This window comes from Bacillus sp. EB106-08-02-XG196, assembly GCF_013396335.1.
Taxonomy (GTDB): domain Bacteria; phylum Bacillota; class Bacilli; order Bacillales; family Cytobacillaceae; genus Neobacillus.
In genome coordinates this window covers 84,511-104,016 of sequence record NZ_JABWSY010000014.1, presented here as the reverse complement: position 1 = coordinate 104,016, position 19,506 = coordinate 84,511, and the positions used below count along the sequence as shown (strand labels likewise).

Sequence of the window (19,506 nt, the reverse complement as noted above, 5' to 3'; positions counted from 1 at the left end):
TTTTACAATAGGTTCGATGATGATTGTAATCAAACGTTTGTTTAACAATATTTCCTTCAATTCATGTCGATAATTTAGTTACTATGTAAAGTAAAAAACAATAAATCGACATATCCCTGTAATTCCTTTGACACAACTCTTTGGTAACCTATTTTAATAATGCTGATTTTATTTAGGAGACAATGAAATGAGAAGAAGAAAAAGGCGGAGGCTTAACTGGCGAAATATAATAGGCTTGTTTTTATTTATGATCTTAATCGCTGGCGGTATCTATGGATTTACAATCTATAAATCTTTTAATAAAGCAGTAGCAACCATGCATGAACCGCTCGGTGACAAGCAAAGTAAGGAGCAGCAGACTGAAGCTATAAAAAAGAAAGAACCATTTTCTGTTTTAATGCTTGGTGTTGATGAGCGTGAAGGAGATAGTGGACGTTCTGACACGATGATTGTGTTAACAGTAAATCCATATAATAATTCTGTAAAGATGCTAAGTATTCCAAGGGATACCATGACAGAGATTGTCGGTAAGGGGAAAGAAGATAAGATCAACCATGCTTACGCATTTGGCGGTGTTTCAATGGCGGTAGATACTGTGGAGAAATTCCTTGATTTTCCGATTGATTATTATGTGAAAATCAATATGGAAGGATTTAAGGATATTGTTGATACCTTGGGTGGGATTAATGTCGAGAATGATTTTGCTTTTAATGTTGGTGAATATAATTTTCCCACTGGAAAGATTCATCTAAATGGGGAGGAAGCACTAACTTTTATTAGAATGAGATACGATGATCCAAATGGGGACTTCGGCCGTCAAGAACGCCAGCGTCAAGTGATTCAAGCCGTGATCAAAGAGGGCGCAAGTCTATCAAGCTTAGCAAAAGCACCAGATATTTTCCATGCGATTGGGAGTAATGTCAAAACGAATCTTACTTTTGATGAAATGATGGATATCCAAAAGAATTATAAGGATGCGGGAAGAAACATCGAACAGCTGGTGTTGCACTCAGAGGGAAAAATGATTGAAAATATCTATTATGGAATTGTAACGCTCGCAGAACAAAAGCGTATTCAGGAAGAATTGAAATCACAGTTGGAATTGAATATTGAAAGCTGAATTTTTAGCATAGAATTCCCAAAGGACTGGCGATTAACCTCCCCAGTCCTTTTCTATTTCTAAAACTATCATGGCTTAAGAGGGTTTTGATTAGCCGAAAGAGAAATAATTCAAATACCTATAGAGTGGAGATGAAAGATATGTATATACCTAAACAATTTAAAATGGATAATGATGAAGTAATGTACGACTTTATTGAAAAAAATAGCTTTGCTATATTGTTTTCTCAGCATAATGGTGAACCGTACGCTACTCATCTGCCTCTGCTTTTGAATAAAGAAAAAGGCTTTTTGTATGGACATTTTGCCCGCCCAAACGAGCAATGGAAGGATATTGTGAATCAAAAAGTGCTCGTTATCTTTCAAGGTCCCCACTGCTATATTTCACCATCCTGGTATGAGACCAATCAAGCAGTACCAACCTGGAATTATGTTACTATTCATGTTTATGGACAGTTGGAGATTGTCGAGGATGAGCAGGAAGTATTTGAATCATTGTCAGACATGGTAAAAAAATATGAAAGGCCAGATAGTTCCTATCACTTAGAAAATGTTGATGAAAATTATATTAAGGGCATGGGTAAAGGTATTGTGGGTTTTAAAATCAATATAAACAAAATAGAGGGGAAAGCCAAACTAAGTCAAAATCATCCGGCATCTAGACAAGAGTTAATCATTAAGCAATTAGAAAATAGTGCAGATCAAAATGATATACATATAGCACAACTTATGAAGAAAAATATTTAATAAAAGTAATGGTTGACTGTGTGGTGCACCACACAGTTTATTATTTAGCTGGGGAGGGATATATCTGTACAAGATTAGTGATTTTTCGAAGATGACCGGGTTTAGTAAAGAAACGTTACGATATTATGCAGAGGTAAAGTTGCTAGAACCTGCCTACATTAACCCAGAAAATAATTACCGCTATTATGATGATGGAAGCTACTTTTTGGCGATTCTCTTAGTGAAGCTAAGGAGATTTGGCTTTACGATACAGGAGATGATTTCTGTGATGGAGGATGAATCCTTCGCTCACTTAGAAGATTTATTATTACAAAAAAGAGATAATATCAAGATGCAAATCGAAGACCTTCGTCTTCAGGTTGAAGAAATTGATGATTTTATTGCGTCAGGGAGGGAGGAAATGGAATGATCAAATGGAAAGAAGAAACAATTATAGAGGTTAATATTGAAAAAGTTTGGAGCTTATTTTTCGATAAAAATATTAAGAAAATCATGCCTAAGGTCGAGGAACATACCCTTATTGAAAAAACGGAAGTAGAAGTGGGGGCAAAGCACGAGCAAAAATACCGAGAAGGCAGGCGCGTAGAAACTTATATTGTAGAAACATTAGCATTTGAAGATCAACCAGATAAAAAGCATAAGCAAATAAGTTTTGTTTTAGGTAAGGCTTTTAAGATTTCTCTAAGTTTTAGCTTACTTAAAATCAATGATAATCAAACGAAATTTATTTATGAGGGACAAAACGAGGGAGTTAATTTCGTTGGAAGGGCCATGTTAAAGCTCGGCAGCGAGAAAAGCAACAATATTGTGGTGCAAGAATTCATGCAAAAGGTTCAACAGGAAGCACTGAATATTTAGTGATTATGGCCCAATAGCGAACAGTGACAAGCACTGTTCGCTATGAAAACAAAGATAATGGACCAAGTATAATTTTTAAGTTCATTTGAGATTGACAAATACCTTAGCTTTGAATATGATTTATTTATTGATAAATAAATTAACTAAAAAGGGTTGAAGCAAACGTGGCAGCCAGAGAAGATAAAAAAGAAATCATAATAGAAAACGCTGTAGGAGTCTTTGCCGAAAGGGGGTATTATAAAGCAACTACTGCAATGGTTGCAAAGGCAGCTGGAGTAACACAGCCTTATGTGTTTCACTTTTTTGAAAACAAAGAAGAACTATTTAAGGCGGTTATTGACCGGGCATTTGGCCGCATCTATGACACTTTTGCTGAAGTTCATGCACCTGCCGATCAATTAATCGAAACCATGGGGCATGCTTTTGAACAAATTATCCAAACCCATCGTGATGAAGTATTGATGGTTATGCAGGCACATGCCATTTCTGAACCGGGAATTCGAGAACATGTCAGTCAATTATTTCTTACCATTTTCGAATCCTTAACCTCGAAATTTGAAAATGCAGGTATTCCAAATGCAAAAGAAACAGCGGCCCATTTTATTGGTACTGGTTTATTAATTACTCTAGCTGAAGTATTGAATTTACCCCAATTAACCCATGGAAAAGATCATTGTTAAAAAAGGAGCTTTATGGCTCTTCTTTTTTTAAAGTTTTATTTATTGACTAATAAATAAATAGTACTAGAATTACTTTTTGAAATATCATTTATTGACAGACAAATAAATATGCATATTTTTTTTATTGGTAATTTATTGATTGATAAATAAATTTACAGAAAGAGGGTTATTATATGTCAAAGTTAGCGAAAGCAAGTCGAATTGAAAATGAACCAACCGTTGGGATTTTTGAAGGAGAAAGGGCACTAGTTATTACAGGTATATTCGGATTTATACTTTCGGCAGGAATTGCCATTTATATGTTTTTTCGAGGTTCGATTATTTTACCTGAAGGAAACGTGAAGGATGCCTTTTCTTTTAATGCAGCTATCGGAATTTATATATTATCAATCGCTGCCATTCTGCCCTTAACTAGACTGAATACTGCCAAAAGGAAAGCGGTGCGGTGGTTATTTATTATTACAAGCTTATATTCTTATACCATAGAAACGGTTCAAAACTTTAGAGGAATAAGTCCGAGATTTTCTCGTGAAGGAACAGTTGTTGATATGGCTGCGGGAATCCTATTTGGAGTTGTTTCACTAGTATTAGTAATCTTGGCGGTAGTCCTTACAGTCCATTTCTTTCGATTGAAGAAGTCTTCTCAACGCCCCTTGTTAATAATGGGGATTCGATATGCATTTATCTCGGTCTTAGCAGCGAATATTGCTGGTCTATGGATGATTCTTCTTCAGGACCGGCTAACAGGAGTGACTGGGAATATAATTATTCTACATGGAATTGGATTTCATGCACTGCAAACATTGATTCTGCCTGCTTGGATTTTGGAAAAGGCTGTGATAAATGAAAGCTTAAAACAAAAATTGATTCATGCTGGCTGCGTTGCTTGGCTGCTTATGATTGTTATGATAGGCATCCAAACTGCATTGGGGCACTCAGTTTTTGTGTTATCACCATTACCAATTATTGCATGCCTATTATTTCTTATCTGGTTCGGAACAATAGTAGGTGCATGTATGCTGCGTATCAAAAAAAGAAAAGAGATTACAGTTACAAAGAGGGGCTGGAGTGACCAAAATGCAAAATAACAGAGAGCTTGTGGCCAATAGCGAACAGTGACAGGCACTGTTCGCTATTGGCTTTATGAAGGAGATTCCTACAGGGTTTTGTCCTTCATCGGATTGATAAAGTATTTTATTTTGAATGAGGTTTTTTCTTCTTCCAAGGTTTTAAAAACGAAATAATAAATATGAAAATTGTAACAAGAACTTGAAAGTAGACCGCATATTGTCTAATCTCGTGATTTTGAATAAAGATTGGATTACTTAAGGCCATTTCCTTTTGAGTTTCTAATAATTCCATATTAGCTACCATTAACTCGTCCACAACAAAAATCCCAACGATTGTTTGAATCATATATAGAACAAATTTCACACCTACCCATCTATGCTTGAAAAACCCCCAGTTGGTAAAAAAACCGTAAGTGAAACCCACTAATAAAGTTCCAATCGCGCCCCATCTGACAATATTATCGCTAATGATGATAATGTTTTTGTAGCCAAGATAGGACTCATCATATTTTGTGAAATCAATATGAAGATTTAAAGCCAAAGAACTTAAAATTCCTCCGAAAAATAATACTACTAGAAAAACGTGGATTATCTTTAGCCATTTCATACCTTTAGGTCCTATTTTCTTCATTTTTCAAACCCCCAAGCTGCCTATTGTTTAAAATATTTTTTTATCAAAATGTGCCTTACCGCTTCATGCACTATTCATTATAATAGGGAGAAAATAATCTTATAATGAACCACAGCCTTAATTCTCTCTACTTCTGTGGTCTTATCTTAAAAATAATTAATCTACTAGTAAAAATATTGCTACAATAGTAGATAGAGCAAGCTGAATGTTCAAATTGCGGAGGTTTTACGATGCAAACTCAACGTTTTAAGTTTAAGTTAAGTACAATCATCATATTCTTTGTTTGTTTAGTAGTACTTATGTCTTTAATGATTACAGATTTATTAATAAGCAATACCGTCAGTGAAAATATTAGAAAACATCAAGACGAGAAAGCGAGGATGGTTTCGAGATCTGTTGCAGCCTCTCAGATTATTATAGACGCCTTGGAGGACGACCAGAAGGCAAATGAGATTCAAGAATATACAAAGGAAATTCAATCTGCCACTGATATGATGTTTATCGTTGTCATGGATATGAACGGAATACGGCAATCGCACCCTAATCCAAAACAAATTGGCAAGCATTTTGTCGGCGGGGATGAGAAGGAAGCACTTAAGGGAAAAGAATATGTATCAAGCTCCCGGGGGACATTAGGCGAATCCTTACGTGCCTTTACACCTATCTATAACAAGACTGGAGAACAGATAGGTGTGGCTGCTGTCGGCATATCTCTAACAAGTGTAGATGAAGCTCTTGGCAGAAGCCATCGGAGTATTCTTACTGTTACGGTATTAGGCTTATTTGTTGGGGTCATTGGTGCGATTTTACTAGCAAGGTATATTAAAAGAATCCTATTTGGACTTGAACCCTTTGCCATTGCCAAGATTTTTGAAGAGCGGAGTACGATGCTTCAATCCGTACGTGAGGGAATCATTGCCGTTGATAAAGAACAAACCATTACTCTGGTCAATCAATCAGCACGACAAATTTTTCAAAAGGCAGGGCTATCTGAAGATCTGATTGGGATGAAAATTCACGAATATTTGCCATCAACCAAACTTAATCAGGTTCTTGAGACAGGTAAACCAGAACTAGATGAAGAACAAACTATTAACGGTGTTTCCATCCTCGTTAATCGAGCTCCATTAGTTGTAAATGGCGAGGTGGTTGGGGCGATTTCAACCTTCAGGGATAAGAGCGATGTCAAGCAATTAGCGGAGCAATTAACAGGCGTGAAAACCTATGCGGAAGCACTCCGTGCGCAGTCTCATGAGTTTATGAATCGCCTGCATGTTATTCTTGGAATGGTCCAAATGAGGTACTACGATGAACTATCTGATTTTATTCGCACTTTAGTCGGCCACCAAAATCAAGAATTAGGAAACATCACTCAACATATTAAAGATCCTGCTCTAGCCGGATTTCTGATGGGAAAATTAAGCTATACCAGGGAAGAAAATGTGGAGTTTATCATTGAGGTAAATACTGTGATTCCTGAGCCGGCGAACCCTAGGATTGCCCATGAGTTAATCACCATTCTTGGTAATTTAATTGATAATGCGATTGAAGCGATGGCTGATTCCAGCGATAAAACACTTGAAATTACGCTTCATTATTCGGATAAATTATTAACAATGGAAGTTTTGGATTCGGGACCAGGAATTCCTGATGAGATTCAAAAGAACGTTCTTGAAAAAGGTTATTCCACAAAAGGGGAAAATCGTGGCTATGGTCTATACCTCGTTACAAGAAGCATTGAAAACTTAGGCGGGGAATGGACGATTGATTCAAAATTATTGCTAGGAACAGAGATTCATATACGAATTCCATACGAGGCAAAGGGGTGGAATCATGATTAAGGTTCTGATAGTCGAAGATGATCCAATGGTAGCAGAGTTTAATAAGCGGTATCTGAAAGAAATGAATGGATTTAGTTTATCTGGCATTGTTCATAACGTAAAGGATGCAATGGAGTTTCTAAACAAGGAACAGGTGAACCTCATTTTACTGGATGTCTATATGCCAGGGGCGAATGGTCTCGAACTGCTTCAATTTATTAGGGAACAAAAGATGGAAGTCGATGTTATTCTGATTACCGCTGCGGCAGACACAGAAAAAATACAAACTGCAATAAGGATGGGCGTAGTCGATTATTTGATTAAACCATTTGAGTTTGAAAGGTTTAACCAGGCCTTGGTGAAATATAAAGACAAATATGCCTTATTTGAAAAAAAGCAAGTTTTTAACCAGGAAGAATTAGATGATCGAATACTTCATTCGGAGCAGAGGCCGGCTGGGGAAACAATCAATGATTTGCCAAAGGGTTTAACCAGTAGTACGCTGCAGAATATCTTAATTGTGATTAAATCAAAAGAAGGCGCCCTTTTTTCGACCGATGATATTGCAGAAAGTACCTATATATCAAGAGTGTCAGTCAGGAAATACTTGAAATATTTAACCTATCTCGGTGTTCTTGAAGAATCATTAACCTATGGGATTGGGAGACCGGTTTATTATTATACATTGAAGAAGGATAAGCTTAGTCAAGTAAATATGTATCTTTAAAATAGGCTCTTTTCATAAACTTTGTTGTTTTCTGTACAAATTACTCTAAATAAATCGTTACTTCGGACAAGTTTGTTGAACTTTAGAGTCATGGTGTCCGAACCAGAGGTGACTTCAGACAAGCTTGATGAATCTAAGAATCATGGTGTCCGAACCAGAGGCGACTTCAGACAAGCTTGATGAATTTAAGAGTCATGGTGTCCGAACCAGAGGTGACTTCAGACAAGCTTGATGAATTTATGAGTCATGGTGTCCGAACCAGAGGCAACTTCAGACAAGTTTGATGAATCTAAGAGTCATGGTGTCGGAACCTGTGGCAACTTAAGCAAAAAACGTTATTAACCAATAATAAAAACAACAATCTTTGCGAAAACAGCCTTAAAAAAATGGCTCAGCCTAACGGGTTCTGTTTTCGAGTACAGAATAGTTGAAGAAAGATGGAAGCCAAGACAATATGAGAGAGTCTGTTTTTATATATATAAATACAGGCTCTTTTATATTTTGAGAATAGAAATAAAATGGTTGAGTTTAGTTTAAAATTAACACCAATTTATCCATGTATTTCCATTTTTATGATATACAGTATGTTCTCTACATAATCTTCTGGTTGTGAGGTTTGATTTTGCATCCAATGCATCGCAGCTCCATAAAGTACCCGGAGCAGTTTATTTATAGCAGGATAATTGAAAAGAGCATCATGTAATTGAAGATTTAGCGAAGAGCCCATTGTAAGGGCTCATTTTGATTATAAAGGACAATATAGCAGTTATTTTCACTGTCATTGCCATTCCAACAGCCTGGACTGTAATCGCAACATACAATAACAAATGGAAGGTAAAAGAAAAAAGAGGATAAGTTAATCTTTTTAAAACTATACCAGTCCTTCTTTTCCTAGTAGCTGTTTTTATATCGTTATATGCCGAGGGCAGTGCAGTTAACATTTTAGCGACTATGATCATTGGAGCAATCGCACTTCCAACTGCTATTTGGATCATCATGTCTATTTTTCATAAAATGGGCGGGAAGAAAGCTTAGTACAGGAGTCGAATAATAAATTTAGACATTGTTGCTGAGCTAACGGGGGTTTTAATAAAACCAAGAAAAATTTATATATACACAAAAAACACCGGGTTAATTGCGGTGTTTTTTCTGTGCGAATTAACCTGTTATTTCCCCAACTATTTTGAGTTTTGTACTTCAAAACTTTTTTTTTCATGAAAGAGATTTCTAAGAATAGAGGGCTATACCTACCAACCCAGAAAGTACGATCACATAGACAGGATTCCAACGGAGCTTCAATAAGGCAAACAAAGAGAGCCCAAAGATGATGACCAAGCTTATAGAGTGGAATGAGATATTGATAGTAATCAGGTTATTAGCCAGCGCAAATTTAAGCGCAGCAAAGATAATTAAACTCGTTACGAGAGGCTTTAAACCATAGAAAATCTTTTCAACCACTGGATTATGATGGAGTTTGGTAAATAGAGCAGCAACAAGAATGACTAAGATAAGCGAGGGCAGCAAAATGGCCATCGCAGAGACGAGAGCCCCCTTGATTCCTGCAGCAGAATATCCTACTAAAATCGCACTATTTACAGCGACTGGACCTGGAGACATTCCAGCAATCGCAATCATATTCGTCAACTGTTCCGCAGTCATCCATCCGTAGTCCGTAACGGCTGTCTCAATGATAGGTATCATGGCATAGCCTCCTCCAAATGAGACAAATCCCATCACGAAAAATGTGTGAAACAGTTCCCACAATATCATCAATAAGCACCTCCTCGTTCTAAATACCCGCACCCATAAAATAGTCAGGGTCAGTGGTTGGGTCCACTTCCTTATTTTTTTGCAAGTCTATCGTGTAACCTAATTTTTGTTTAATTTTAATAGCGACTAATCCGGCGATAGCTCCAAGAAAGATAGCAACAATTGGATGGATGAAAAACAGTACAGGGACACCGATAGCCATAATAAAGAAAGTGGTCTTATCGAAAATCGCAGTTTTAGCAATTTTAAAAGCTGCATAAACTATGATGGCTACAATTGTCGCTCTTATTGATACAAATGCGGCTTCTAGCTTTGGATTATCTTGAACGAAAAAATAAGAAATGCCTAAAGACAGAACAATTAGGAATGTAGGCAGGGAAACGCCAATCATCGCAGCTAGTGCTCCTCTAATCCCGCCAATTCGGTGACCAATAAACGTGGCTGAATTCACCGCAACCGCTCCTGGAACCGTTTGAGATAAAGCTATCACATCGGTAATGTCTTCATGAGATAACCATTTTCGCTTGTCCACTATTTCTTTTATGATGAAAGGGATCATCGCAAAACCCCCGCCAAAAGTAACAGGACTAATCTTAAAAAAAGACCAAAAAATTTGTAGCAGCAACTTCCATTGGAACTTCACTTTCATAATAAATCCTTCTTCCCATAAGATCTAAAGAGATCAAAGCTCCCTTCAACCTATGAATCTAACAATATATATAAAGGTATCAAAATAGAGTGTGTGGGTAAATAGCAAGAAATGTAAATTGTAGAAATTTGGTTACATAATTAGGTGACAGGCACCGCCCGTGGACACTGTCCGCCTCAGGCGGACAGTGATTGAAAGGGGAGGAGGGAATAAAAAAATGTGAGCCGGAGGGGCTCACATTTTTTTGGTTTAGGCTGTAATTTGTTTTTTGTCTGGTACTTGGTGTACGGGGTTGAATTCGCCTTCTGTTTTGGAGATGACGACGGTTGCTACTCCGTTTCCGATGAGGTTTGTGATGGCACGTGCTTCAGACATGAATCGGTCAACCCCAAGAATCAGTGCCATTCCTTCGACAGGTATGGAAGGGAAAACGGCTAGAGTGGCTGCTAGTGTAACAAATCCTGATCCTGTGACGCCTGCCGCACCTTTAGAGGTCAACATCAGTACTGCAAGCAGGGTGATTTGCTGCCAAATACTTAGATCCACTCCATATGCCTGTGCGATGAACAATGCCGCCATCGAAAGATAAATGGACGTTCCATCAAGGTTAAAGGAATATCCTGTTGGAAGAACTAACCCGACAACAGGCTTTGAACAGCCGTAGTTTTCAAGCTTTTCCATCATTTTTGGCAACGCCGCCTCAGAGGATGAAGTTCCTACCACTAACAGGATTTCTTCTTTTATATAGGCAATGAATTTGAAAATGCTAAAGCCGAACATTTTAGCAATTCCGCCGAGAACCAAGATAATGAATAGAGCCATTGTAAGATAAACGGAGCCCATTAATTTTCCAAGATACAATAATGATCCAATTCCAAATTCTCCGATTGTGTAAGCCATCGCGCCAAATGCTGCGAATGGAGAAACTTTCATAATGATATTAACAATTCCGAAAAACACATCAGCTGTTTTTTCAAAAAACTCGATAATTGGTTTTCCTTTTTTACCTAAGTGAGCTAATGAAACTCCAAATAATATTGCTAAAAGAAGTACAGGTAATAGTTCACCATTAGCAAAGGCACCGATAAAGCTATCAGGAATGATCGATAAGATAAAATCCATAAACCCATGACTAGTTTCAGCTGCTTTTTCGGTGTACTGCGAGATATCTCCTTTTCCAGCTTCTGCATCAATCCCTTTTCCTGCCTTAAAAACATTGGCCACAATAATTCCGATGGCAAGAGCGATGGTGGAGACGATTTCAAAATAGAGTAATGCCTTCCCGCCGATTTTACCAACTTTCTTTAAATCCCCCATACCTGCGATTCCAATGACGATTGTAAGGAAAATAATTGGAGCAATGACCATTTTTACTAGTTTTATAAAAACATCTGCAATCACCTTTAGCTGCGAGCCAATTTCAGGAAAAACAAAGCCTACCAAAATACCAAGAAAAATCCCCAGAATAACCTGGGTAGTGAGACTCTTAAAATTAATTTTCATATCCACGCCTCCTAATTAAGTTTTTTTGAAAACGATTTCAATTTGTTGAATTATTAATATATTACAATTTTGTGAACATATAAAATAGTTTATATTACTTTATAAATCGTTTTGTAATTAAAGTAAGTGAGGTATTTTAAATGAAAAAAAATAAAAGCTGCCAAAATTGATTGGCAGCCCAGCTTGAATCTTATTGTCGCTTTTTACTGTTTGAATCTTGAATTGAAACATTCTTCGGTCGTTCTGGATAGGACGCCTTGCCTGAATCATCTGGACCAGTTAGTTGATTCCTTTCATTAAGAACCTTCCCAGTATATTCAATAGGATTATTTTTTGGCATTTTATACACCTCCAAGTAATAGTATGGTTGAAATGCAAAAGACAAATTCAAGAAGTATAATATAGAGACAGAGAGGGGTGGAAAATAATGGTGACACCAAAACACATTGTTTCAGCTGCAGCCATTGTATTAAATGAAAAGAATGAACTATTACTGATTAAAGGACCACTTAGAGGATGGGAAATGCCTGGCGGTCAGGTGGAGGAAGGGGAATCCTTGACGGATGCTGTAATCAGGGAAACAAAAGAAGAATCAGGGATAGACATAGAGGTTATTAAGTTTTGTGGAATCTTTCAAAATATCGAGAATTCGATTTGTAATACCTTATTTTTAGGAAAACCCATCGGCGGGGAATTAACAACCAGTCCGGAGAGTCTAGAAGTTGGTTTTTACAAACTAGAGGAAGCTTTAGAAATGGTCACCTGGAATAACTTTAGGCAAAGAATTGAATATTGCTTAGATAAGAAACATCATCCTTTTTACATTGGTTTTTAAATACATAAAACGAAGTGGCTTCTGATGAAATTCCTGATTAAATGCAAAATTTAAGGTTAATATATAGTTTAATTACGAGTGCGTTGATCCAGGAAGGATTAACGTCTTTTTTTGTGGGATTTATTGTTAAACTAATATCCGTTTCTCGACAAATGTAAACAAAAGTTGATATTAAATTTATATTCCATTAGTAAGATCATAATTGAAAGATATCAAAGGAGGTTTACATTTTGAGAAAACTGTTAGTTCCCATTACAGATTGGGTCTCAACTAAACGTGGGATGTGGATTACGATTATCGCTTGGCTCGTCCTGATGGTAGGATTAAGTGCGGGACCGAGGCTTGGAGATTATAAAGTATCTAACTTTCAATCGCTTCCTGATGAAGCACAATCTATAATAGCTGAGAAAAAGACAGAAGATATATTTCCAAATGAGCAAGGGACACCAGGAATCCTTGTATTCCATAATGAAAATGGTGACATCCGTACCGATGAGGTCACACAAATACTAAATGGAATACTAGCAGAAGATATTAAAGGAATTGAGAATATCGTTGATATAAGCGGACTTCCGCCTCAAGCGTTAACAGGCTTTATCTCTGAAGATGGTTCAACGATGATTGTTCCGATGGAATTAGAACAGGGCCTTGGCAATAGTGAGTTTTCCAAAATCAATGACAAGGCGTCAGAGATAGGGAATAAGATTGCAGATAAGTTTGAAAATATGTCCTTTTATATCACGGGTCCTGCAGGAATTGCTGGGGACACACTAAAGTTGTTTGAACAAGCGGACTTTGTGTTATTGTTTGCAACGATCGTGATTATTTTAGTATTACTTATAGCGATTTACCGTTCACCGTTACTTGCCTTTATCCCTCTTCTAGCAACCGTAATTGTCTACCAGGTCGTGAATCAAAGTATTGCCTTACTGGGAGCAGGCGGTTTAGAAATCAATAACTCAACCACCTCCATTATGAGTATTTTACTTTTTGCTGCAGTGATTGACTATTCACTATTTGTATTCTCTCGTTACCGCGAAGAGCTTAACAAAGTAGAAAGTAAATATGAAGCGATGAAAGTTGCAATGCGTGCAACTGGAGAACCTGTATTTTTTGCAGGAGGAACTGTGTTAGCAGCCATGTTAATCTTATTCTTCGCTAATTTCCGTGACTACCAAAACTTTGCTCCCATATTCGGGCTTGCCATGTTCTTCATCATGTTAGCATCTATTACATTGGTACCAGCTTTATTTACACTATTTGGCCGTAAAGCATTTTGGCCGAAAGTTCCAAAGTACGGCCAAGAAAAAGAAGTAAAACATGGAATTTGGGGGCCAATTGCTAAGTTTGTCGTGAATAAGCCAGGTTTTTCCGGAGGCATTGTTGGTATTTTCCTTCTCATTACTGCTTTTAATATGTTTAATCTTGATTTTGAATTTGATACAGTTAAAAAGTTTCCTGAGGATTTACCTTCTCGAGTGGGTTATGAAATTGTAGAGGCAAGATATGACAAAGGGGAACTAGCACCTACAACCCTGTTAATCGAAAGTGATGAAGCGATAGACCAAAAAGACGTAACTGCTTTTACAGAAAAACTACAAGATTATGATGATATTGCATCTGTCCGTTTGACGGCACAATCTGAAGACGCTAAGGCTTTAAAGCTAAGTGTTGTGTTAGCATCGAATCCATACTCTCCGGAATCTATGAATTTTATTAAAGATTTACGTGAAGATACACCAACTCTATTAAAGGATCTTTCAATATCTGGAGAAGCATACTATAGCGGAGTAACCGCAAAGCTAGTAGATGAACGAGATGTGAATACGAGAGATATCTTTACAATTGTGACACTTGAAACATTACTCATACTCGTTCTCTTATTTGCCTTAACTCGTTCTATTAAAATGCCAATTTATATGATGGCGACCATTTTACTTTCCTATGTATCCGCTTTGGGACTAGGTATATTCCTTGTCGATATCCTGTTTGGTTTTGACGCATTAAGTACTCGAGTTCCTGTATATGCCTTCATCTTCCTCGTAGCATTAGGTATCGATTATAACATCATCCTTGCCTCAAGATTTATAGAAGAAAGGAAGACTCATCGAGTTAAAGATGCTCTTGAAGTTGCAATACGAAATACTGGTGGAGTCATATCATCTGCTGGGATTATTCTAGCTGCAACGTTTGCAGCGTTGACCACGATGCCCATTGCTGACCTTTTCGTATTTGGATTCATCGTTGCAGTTGGAATTTTACTTGATACTTTCCTAGTTCGTGGGATGCTCCTGCCGGCTTTGATACTGTTATTTGAAAAAGACAAGCAAGCATCGCATAATAAATAGACAGTAAAATAGAATACATTGGGCTTCCATTGTATTCTATTTTTTAGGAGGTTTGTATTATGAAGATTCTTGTTGTCGATGATGATGTCTATATTCAACAGCTTGTATCGATCCACTTAAGCCGAGAAGGCTATCAAGTATATAGAGCGAATCATGCCGAAGAAGCATTAGACTTGTTGGAAGAAAAAACAGTTGATTTAGCGATTGTTGATGTCATGATGCCCGGGATGAATGGATTTGAATTGACAAAGATCCTATCAAACGACTTTTCTATCCCCGTTATTCTACTTACGGCCAAAGGACAAATCGATGATAAGGAAAAAGGCTTCTTATCTGGTTCAGAGGACTATATCGTTAAGCCTTTTGAGGTGAAGGAACTCCTATTTCGTGTTGCCGTTGTGTTACGACGAGTCGAACGTGCCATGGAAACGGTCATAAAAGTAGGGAATCTCATGATAGATCGGAAAAACTTTGAATTAATGATCAATCAAGAAACCGTGCTCCCGCCATTAAAGGAATTTGAACTATTAAGTTTATTAGCTTCACGTGTAAATAAGATTACCCCTAGATCCGTCCTAGTTGAACAAGGATGGGGAGTTGATTATGAAGGGGGAGAACAGACGCTAAATACTCATATCAACCGAATCCGAGAACGTTTAAAAAAATACGATGCAACGGTGGAAATTCAAACGGTTCGAGGAATTGGTTATAAGCTAGAGGTAACGAAATGAGAACTTTATATCGGAAATTCATTGTTGCAACGCTATTGATCCTAACGATAAGCGTTACGATTGGAATGATACTAGCAAATTTTATTTACATGACATCTACAAAACAAAAGATTGATCAGCAAAATGTAGAGATTGCACAAAATGTTACACTAATCCTTGAGAATATGCATTCTGATCGTTCATCCTTCGAGCTTTTCTTGGAATCGATTGGAAATCTTGGATATCAGATATATGTAGTAAACGAATCCGGGGAAGAAGCTTATTTTGGCAAGCCTTTTGCCAAGACGGATCTTCCGAAAGAAGCCAAGAAGGTTCTTTCGAAAAAAGAAATCTACCATGGTATGAACCACTTTTCCCATAAGTTTTTAATGATGGGACACTTTTCAAATGATGTTGAGAATACGGTAGGTATTCCATTCACAATGAGTGGGGAACAATACGGCTTGTTCCTGCGTCCAAATAATAAACTACTCTTTTCTGATATTCATATGATTCTAGCATGGTTTTTTGTAGCGGTTACTGTTGTCAGTATCAGTGGGGTAATCCTTTTTGCGAAGCATCTGATCCAGCCGATTACAAAGTTAACGGAAGCGACTAAAGAGATTACACGGGAGAATTTTCATTATCCGTTAACGATTAATCGTAATGATGAGATTGGACAATTAGTAGAAAGCTTTAACACCATGCAGAAGCAGTTACAACATAATGATGAAGCCCGAAAATCCTTCATTAATAATGTGTCACATGACTTTCAGTCACCACTAATGAATATTCAGGGCTATGCAGAACTTCTATTGTCACAAAAAGTAAATGAACATGAATTCAGAGAATACTTACAGGTTATTGATCATGAATCAAAGCGGCTTTCGATTCTAACAAAGCAGTTATTGCTATTAACATCCCTTGATCAAGGAGCTTATCCAATGATGATATCGGAGGTCCAATTGGATGAACAAATTAAACAAACTATCCGCAGGTATCAATGGCGGCTGCAGGAGAAGGAAATTGAAGTTTCTTATAAACTGCCATCTGTTCGGATGAAGGTTGATGCGGAACTTATGAGCAACGTCTGGGACAACTTGTTAACAAATGCGATAAAGTATAATACACATGGAGGCAGTATTTGGATTAGCTTATCTAGAAACGAATCCTTTCTAACTATCATTGTTAGAGATTCAGGGATCGGAATGTCCAAGGAAGCCGTCACCCAAATTTTCGACCGATTTTACCGTGTAGATTCATCTAGAAAAAGTGACGGTACTGGACTTGGTTTATCGATCGTTAAACAAATCATTGACTTGCATGGAGGAGAAGTAAAGGTTGATAGCAAAGATGCAAAGGGGACAACCTTCACAATTATACTTCCTATTATGAAGAAAAAATTGGAGGAATAAATCATGGAACAAACTTGGAGTATACGGCTAATTCGATTCTCGGCAATATTCGGTATAATCGGTACGTTTCTTGGCTCACATATGTCAGGAAATATGGATTATTCATTGAGACCCATTCATGCTCATATTCTATTAGTAGGATGGCTATCTGTATTTGCCTGGGGGATTTTTTATAAGGTATATACGATTAAATATAAAAAACTTGTACCCATTCACAGTATACTAGGAATGCTGGGTGCTTTGGGTTTGACCGTAGGAATGTGGATGTACAATCTAAATCCATTCAATCTTAATGAGGCCTTTGTAATGGTGTTCTTTATCGTGGGTGGAAGCTTACTTTTACTTGCTTTTTTATTATTCGTGCCAATCACTTTTCTCATTAATAAGCAGGAAAATAAAAATTAAAATTTCAAGTAATAACTCGGCAATAGGGTGCATTCCTTGATAGGACTATCTTTAGCTGATACAGATGATATAACATTTTAGAGTTCAAGATCATATAAGAAGAAGTTGGATAATAATCGTGCAGGACTCGCCACAACTTAGTGGTGAGTTTTGCTTTTTTATATACCAATTGTTATACCAAAACAGATGTCAATTTGGCTTGAATTTTTAGAAAGCACCCCAAAATGGAACCCTTTACAAGTAAAACCGTTTTTCTAAATGGTAGTTATCTTACTGCTTTTTTTCGATGTTTTATCTTATAACCAATTGTAGCCAAAATATTAGGGAGAATGAATAGCATGTTCCCCTGCACATTCGCGTGCAATACTTGTTCCTCAAATTCCATATCCTCCATCATTTCCCCTTGACTCTTGCCCTTTTTCTCATTCTCTATGCGCCTCTTTGCCATTTGCTCTATATATCGATATTGAAAAGGTACTAATATTAAAGATAATAGAATGTATCCAGCTACAAATATCAATAATATTTCACTCATCTAAAATTTCCCCTTTCCTTATACCTTAGCCCCCGAAAAATAGATCAAGAATATTGGATGAAGTGGATGATTTCTTATTATAGAATTCGGAATACCCGCATTTTTTACAGAAAATAACGATAAACGTGTTGTGTTGAAGATCGAATATTTTTGATAATCCCGTTCCAGTCATGGCAACTTCCTTTTGTCCGGCATCTCTAGAACCGCATTTTATACAACCTTTTTCGCTCATTATTATCCCTCCAGTTATAAACCTTTCCACTTATTTACGTATTGGATTTCAAAATGTTTCATATAATCCCACATTTTAGCTTGTTCCCTTACATGAAAAAAGGTAAAATGCAATAAAACTAGAAAAGAGGGATGAACATGCCATTTGATATTTCAATGTTGGGTATGGGCTATTTCAGCTTAGATGCTGCTGCTGTCGATAAGAGCCCAAGTGAAATGGTGATCACTGACGAAAAGGAAGAAACCTATTACATCGTTTCAAGAGAAGTTTACGAAGATGGACCGCAACAAGAGGGTTATAAAATTATCGTTAATGAGGGAGAGTAATAACCCTTTCTGACTAACACCTAAATAAAGCCGTATCGAGTTGTCGATACGGCTTTTTTATTTCTTTTTTAAAGGCAGTGTTATTATTCATTGTGGATTTTTGTGTAGGGTTGATCATTCATAAGCGGAGAATTTCCGGCTATTGTATATAAAGGAACCTTAAGAAGCCGATATAAGCGGAAATTTTCCGGTTAACTGCTTTAAATAAGACAAAATCCAATGATTTGGATACCATAAGCGGAAAAACTCCGCTTATTATGAAGGAAATATGGGGATTTCCCAATTTAAACGGAAATTCTCCGCTTATTTTCCAAACACAGTAAAATCAACATTCAGCTTTAACACAGCTTTTTTAAAAAAGGATAAGACAATCCTAATCCTAACAAATATAAAATGATTAAAAAGTAAACGGGAAGAAAATGAATAAAATCTGTATATCCAATATATAAATGCGTTCCAATCCCAGCGATTAACGCAGGTAAAGCTCTAATTGCGTTAATTTTTTTATAACTAGTTTGAGTGGAACCTTCTCATGATGCTCTGAAAACAGAATAGTGCCATTAAGTGGTAATATTGAATCCAATCTTTCAAAAAAATTAGTAATAAAAGAATAGTCCTCTAGGAAACCTTAAAGATAGGGAGGGGATGTGCTGATGATGTTTTCTTTAAAAGGCGATGCCCATAAAGTTTTTCTGCGATTGAAAAAGACTATACATAATGGCGAAATCATCAGGGAAACAAAGGAATTTAAAGAAATTGAAGAGATTCAAACTCTATATCTGTCTCTAGATAGTGAGACACTGCAATTAATCCATTACCGAATGATAAAAGAATATAACGGATCAGGCATGATTCCAATCTTAGTATCTTCTGCTCCTTGGTTGTTACTACTGTTTTCGAAGCAATTAGCTTCCTACCTATTCAAAGATGGCTCCTGGCTTTGGGCAGGCTTTTGTATCGTATATCTGCTTATGTTAGGGGTCAGTGTGATGATCCATTTCCGCGAAAAAGCTTGGGCTGCTTTTCATATGGAAATCATTCAAGATATATTAAAGCAAAGAAAAAATGAAAATACTCAGGGACATTCCACTAACTAATGTCCCCTGAGTCTTCATGTACCTTCCAA

The 19,506-nt window shown here is 36.9% G+C and carries 23 protein-coding genes; 15 read left to right on the top strand and 8 right to left on the bottom strand.

The window, feature by feature from the left end; all coding sequences use genetic code 11:
• Window positions 1-187: 187 nt before the first annotated feature.
• The 6 genes from MLOOGBEN_RS21115 (at window position 188) to MLOOGBEN_RS21090 (ending at window position 4,492) form a co-directional block, all read left to right on the top strand.
• A complete protein-coding gene (locus MLOOGBEN_RS21115) occupies window positions 188-1,120 on the top strand; it encodes an LCP family glycopolymer transferase (RefSeq protein ID WP_179160250.1) in 933 nt (310 codons plus the stop codon).
• Window positions 1,121-1,260: 140 nt separating this feature from the next.
• The gene (locus MLOOGBEN_RS21110) at window positions 1,261-1,866 is read left to right on the top strand and encodes an FMN-binding negative transcriptional regulator (RefSeq protein WP_179160249.1); all 606 of its coding nucleotides are present in this window, start codon (window positions 1,261-1,263) and stop codon (window positions 1,864-1,866) included.
• A gap of 16 nt (window positions 1,867-1,882) precedes the next feature.
• On the top strand, window positions 1,883-2,275 hold the full coding sequence (locus tag MLOOGBEN_RS21105) for a MerR family transcriptional regulator (RefSeq protein WP_306430758.1): 393 nt from the start codon (window positions 1,883-1,885) through the stop codon (window positions 2,273-2,275).
• On the top strand, window positions 2,272-2,724 hold the full coding sequence (locus MLOOGBEN_RS21100) for an SRPBCC family protein (RefSeq protein WP_179160248.1): 453 nt from the start codon (window positions 2,272-2,274) through the stop codon (window positions 2,722-2,724). Before MLOOGBEN_RS21105 ends, MLOOGBEN_RS21100 begins: the two co-directional genes overlap by 4 nt.
• Window positions 2,725-2,888: 164 nt before the next feature.
• Window positions 2,889-3,404 carry a TetR/AcrR family transcriptional regulator gene (locus MLOOGBEN_RS21095; protein WP_179160247.1) on the top strand — a complete coding sequence of 172 codons (516 nt, stop codon included), beginning with the start codon at window positions 2,889-2,891 and terminating at the stop codon, window positions 3,402-3,404.
• Window positions 3,405-3,577: 173 nt separating this feature from the next.
• Entirely contained in the window at window positions 3,578-4,492 is a 915-nt protein-coding gene (locus MLOOGBEN_RS21090; RefSeq protein ID WP_179160246.1) for a hypothetical protein, read from the top strand.
• 106 nt (window positions 4,493-4,598) lie between these two features.
• Here MLOOGBEN_RS21090 and MLOOGBEN_RS21085 read toward each other — a convergent pair whose 3' ends face one another.
• Window positions 4,599-5,105 carry a DUF2269 family protein gene (locus MLOOGBEN_RS21085; protein ID WP_179160245.1) on the bottom strand — a complete coding sequence of 169 codons (507 nt, stop codon included), beginning with the start codon at window positions 5,103-5,105 and terminating at the stop codon, window positions 4,599-4,601.
• Between the two features lie 230 nt (window positions 5,106-5,335).
• Here MLOOGBEN_RS21085 and dcuS point away from each other — a divergent pair, with 230 nt between their 5' ends.
• Together dcuS and MLOOGBEN_RS21075 are read left to right on the top strand one after the other, a co-directional pair.
• Window positions 5,336-6,946 carry a DcuS/MalK family sensor histidine kinase gene (gene dcuS, locus MLOOGBEN_RS21080; RefSeq protein WP_179160244.1) on the top strand — a complete coding sequence of 537 codons (1,611 nt, stop codon included), beginning with the start codon at window positions 5,336-5,338 and terminating at the stop codon, window positions 6,944-6,946.
• Window positions 6,939-7,652 (top strand): response regulator, encoded by a 714-nt coding sequence (locus tag MLOOGBEN_RS21075; RefSeq protein WP_179160243.1) that lies wholly within the window; start codon window positions 6,939-6,941, stop codon window positions 7,650-7,652. Before dcuS ends, MLOOGBEN_RS21075 begins: the two co-directional genes overlap by 8 nt.
• Window positions 7,653-8,347: 695 nt before the next feature.
• Here MLOOGBEN_RS21075 and MLOOGBEN_RS21070 read toward each other — a convergent pair.
• The 5 genes from MLOOGBEN_RS21070 to MLOOGBEN_RS21050 all read right to left on the bottom strand — a co-directional run bounded on the left by MLOOGBEN_RS21070 (window position 8,348) and on the right by MLOOGBEN_RS21050 (window position 11,914).
• Window positions 8,348-8,650 carry a hypothetical protein gene (locus tag MLOOGBEN_RS21070; RefSeq protein ID WP_179160242.1) on the bottom strand — a complete coding sequence of 101 codons (303 nt, stop codon included), beginning with the start codon at window positions 8,648-8,650 and terminating at the stop codon, window positions 8,348-8,350.
• Window positions 8,651-8,879: 229 nt separating this feature from the next.
• Entirely contained in the window at window positions 8,880-9,422 is a 543-nt protein-coding gene (locus MLOOGBEN_RS21065; protein WP_179160340.1) for a chromate transporter, read from the bottom strand.
• 19 nt (window positions 9,423-9,441) lie between these two features.
• The gene (locus MLOOGBEN_RS21060; protein WP_179160241.1) at window positions 9,442-10,071 is read right to left on the bottom strand and encodes a chromate transporter; all 630 of its coding nucleotides are present in this window, start codon (window positions 10,069-10,071) and stop codon (window positions 9,442-9,444) included.
• A gap of 249 nt (window positions 10,072-10,320) precedes the next feature.
• Complete coding sequence (locus MLOOGBEN_RS21055) at window positions 10,321-11,574, bottom strand: dicarboxylate/amino acid:cation symporter (protein ID WP_179160240.1); 1,254 nt, start codon at window positions 11,572-11,574, stop codon at window positions 10,321-10,323.
• Between the two features lie 190 nt (window positions 11,575-11,764).
• Window positions 11,765-11,914, bottom strand: a complete 150-nt coding sequence (locus MLOOGBEN_RS21050) for a hypothetical protein (RefSeq protein WP_179160239.1) — start codon at window positions 11,912-11,914, stop codon at window positions 11,765-11,767.
• Window positions 11,915-12,001: 87 nt separating this feature from the next.
• Here MLOOGBEN_RS21050 and MLOOGBEN_RS21045 point away from each other — a divergent pair, with 87 nt between their 5' ends.
• The 5 genes from MLOOGBEN_RS21045 to MLOOGBEN_RS21025 all read left to right on the top strand — a co-directional run bounded on the left by MLOOGBEN_RS21045 (window position 12,002) and on the right by MLOOGBEN_RS21025 (window position 17,287).
• The gene (locus tag MLOOGBEN_RS21045) at window positions 12,002-12,409 is read left to right on the top strand and encodes an NUDIX hydrolase (protein WP_179160238.1); all 408 of its coding nucleotides are present in this window, start codon (window positions 12,002-12,004) and stop codon (window positions 12,407-12,409) included.
• A 230-nt stretch (window positions 12,410-12,639) separates the two neighbouring features.
• Window positions 12,640-14,757, top strand: a complete 2,118-nt coding sequence (locus MLOOGBEN_RS21040; protein WP_179160237.1) for an MMPL family transporter — start codon at window positions 12,640-12,642, stop codon at window positions 14,755-14,757.
• Window positions 14,758-14,816: 59 nt separating this feature from the next.
• Window positions 14,817-15,488: a response regulator transcription factor gene (locus MLOOGBEN_RS21035; RefSeq protein ID WP_179160236.1), complete on the top strand. Its 672-nt coding sequence runs from the start codon at window positions 14,817-14,819 to the stop codon at window positions 15,486-15,488.
• Window positions 15,485-16,882 (top strand): sensor histidine kinase, encoded by a 1,398-nt coding sequence (locus MLOOGBEN_RS21030; RefSeq protein ID WP_179160235.1) that lies wholly within the window; start codon window positions 15,485-15,487, stop codon window positions 16,880-16,882. Before MLOOGBEN_RS21035 ends, MLOOGBEN_RS21030 begins: the two co-directional genes overlap by 4 nt.
• Window positions 16,883-16,885: 3 nt before the next feature.
• Window positions 16,886-17,287 carry a hypothetical protein gene (locus MLOOGBEN_RS21025; RefSeq protein ID WP_179160234.1) on the top strand — a complete coding sequence of 134 codons (402 nt, stop codon included), beginning with the start codon at window positions 16,886-16,888 and terminating at the stop codon, window positions 17,285-17,287.
• 265 nt (window positions 17,288-17,552) lie between these two features.
• Here MLOOGBEN_RS21025 and MLOOGBEN_RS21020 read toward each other — a convergent pair whose 3' ends face one another.
• Window positions 17,553-17,822 (bottom strand): DUF3949 domain-containing protein, encoded by a 270-nt coding sequence (locus MLOOGBEN_RS21020; protein WP_179160233.1) that lies wholly within the window; start codon window positions 17,820-17,822, stop codon window positions 17,553-17,555.
• Between the two features lie 25 nt (window positions 17,823-17,847).
• Complete coding sequence (locus tag MLOOGBEN_RS21015) at window positions 17,848-18,054, bottom strand: zinc ribbon domain-containing protein (protein ID WP_179160232.1); 207 nt, start codon at window positions 18,052-18,054, stop codon at window positions 17,848-17,850.
• 131 nt (window positions 18,055-18,185) lie between these two features.
• Here MLOOGBEN_RS21015 and MLOOGBEN_RS21010 point away from each other — a divergent pair, with 131 nt between their 5' ends.
• Together MLOOGBEN_RS21010 and MLOOGBEN_RS21005 are read left to right on the top strand one after the other, a co-directional pair.
• Window positions 18,186-18,380 (top strand): hypothetical protein, encoded by a 195-nt coding sequence (locus tag MLOOGBEN_RS21010; RefSeq protein WP_218781270.1) that lies wholly within the window; start codon window positions 18,186-18,188, stop codon window positions 18,378-18,380.
• Window positions 18,381-19,033: 653 nt separating this feature from the next.
• Window positions 19,034-19,477: a hypothetical protein gene (locus MLOOGBEN_RS21005; RefSeq protein WP_256989203.1), complete on the top strand. Its 444-nt coding sequence runs from the start codon at window positions 19,034-19,036 to the stop codon at window positions 19,475-19,477.
• The last annotated feature ends 29 nt before the right edge of the window (window positions 19,478-19,506 follow it).

What these genes read in the sequence shown, in the direction of transcription:
- MLOOGBEN_RS21055 (WP_179160240.1), bottom strand. Translation starts at nt 11,574, where the DNA reads ATGAAAATTAATTTTAAGAGTCTCACTACCCAGGTTATTCTGGGGATT.
- MLOOGBEN_RS21025 (WP_179160234.1), top strand. Translation starts at nt 16,886, where the DNA reads ATGGAACAAACTTGGAGTATACGGCTAATTCGATTCTCGGCAATATTC.
- MLOOGBEN_RS21100 (WP_179160248.1), top strand. Translation starts at nt 2,272, where the DNA reads ATGATCAAATGGAAAGAAGAAACAATTATAGAGGTTAATATTGAAAAA.
- MLOOGBEN_RS21115 (WP_179160250.1), top strand. Translation starts at nt 188, where the DNA reads ATGAGAAGAAGAAAAAGGCGGAGGCTTAACTGGCGAAATATAATAGGC.
- MLOOGBEN_RS21090 (WP_179160246.1), top strand. Translation starts at nt 3,578, where the DNA reads ATGTCAAAGTTAGCGAAAGCAAGTCGAATTGAAAATGAACCAACCGTT.
- MLOOGBEN_RS21035 (WP_179160236.1), top strand. Translation starts at nt 14,817, where the DNA reads ATGAAGATTCTTGTTGTCGATGATGATGTCTATATTCAACAGCTTGTA.
- MLOOGBEN_RS21005 (WP_256989203.1), top strand. Translation starts at nt 19,034, where the DNA reads ATGATGTTTTCTTTAAAAGGCGATGCCCATAAAGTTTTTCTGCGATTG.
- dcuS (WP_179160244.1), top strand. Translation starts at nt 5,336, where the DNA reads ATGCAAACTCAACGTTTTAAGTTTAAGTTAAGTACAATCATCATATTC.
- MLOOGBEN_RS21050 (WP_179160239.1), bottom strand. Translation starts at nt 11,914, where the DNA reads ATGCCAAAAAATAATCCTATTGAATATACTGGGAAGGTTCTTAATGAA.
- MLOOGBEN_RS21085 (WP_179160245.1), bottom strand. Translation starts at nt 5,105, where the DNA reads ATGAAGAAAATAGGACCTAAAGGTATGAAATGGCTAAAGATAATCCAC.
- MLOOGBEN_RS21030 (WP_179160235.1), top strand. Translation starts at nt 15,485, where the DNA reads ATGAGAACTTTATATCGGAAATTCATTGTTGCAACGCTATTGATCCTA.
- MLOOGBEN_RS21010 (WP_218781270.1), top strand. Translation starts at nt 18,186, where the DNA reads ATGAACATGCCATTTGATATTTCAATGTTGGGTATGGGCTATTTCAGC.
- MLOOGBEN_RS21015 (WP_179160232.1), bottom strand. Translation starts at nt 18,054, where the DNA reads ATGAGCGAAAAAGGTTGTATAAAATGCGGTTCTAGAGATGCCGGACAA.
- MLOOGBEN_RS21020 (WP_179160233.1), bottom strand. Translation starts at nt 17,822, where the DNA reads ATGAGTGAAATATTATTGATATTTGTAGCTGGATACATTCTATTATCT.
- MLOOGBEN_RS21065 (WP_179160340.1), bottom strand. Translation starts at nt 9,422, where the DNA reads ATGATATTGTGGGAACTGTTTCACACATTTTTCGTGATGGGATTTGTC.
- MLOOGBEN_RS21075 (WP_179160243.1), top strand. Translation starts at nt 6,939, where the DNA reads ATGATTAAGGTTCTGATAGTCGAAGATGATCCAATGGTAGCAGAGTTT.
- MLOOGBEN_RS21045 (WP_179160238.1), top strand. Translation starts at nt 12,002, where the DNA reads ATGGTGACACCAAAACACATTGTTTCAGCTGCAGCCATTGTATTAAAT.
- MLOOGBEN_RS21060 (WP_179160241.1), bottom strand. Translation starts at nt 10,071, where the DNA reads ATGAAAGTGAAGTTCCAATGGAAGTTGCTGCTACAAATTTTTTGGTCT.
- MLOOGBEN_RS21110 (WP_179160249.1), top strand. Translation starts at nt 1,261, where the DNA reads ATGTATATACCTAAACAATTTAAAATGGATAATGATGAAGTAATGTAC.
- MLOOGBEN_RS21070 (WP_179160242.1), bottom strand. Translation starts at nt 8,650, where the DNA reads ATGATGATCCAAATAGCAGTTGGAAGTGCGATTGCTCCAATGATCATA.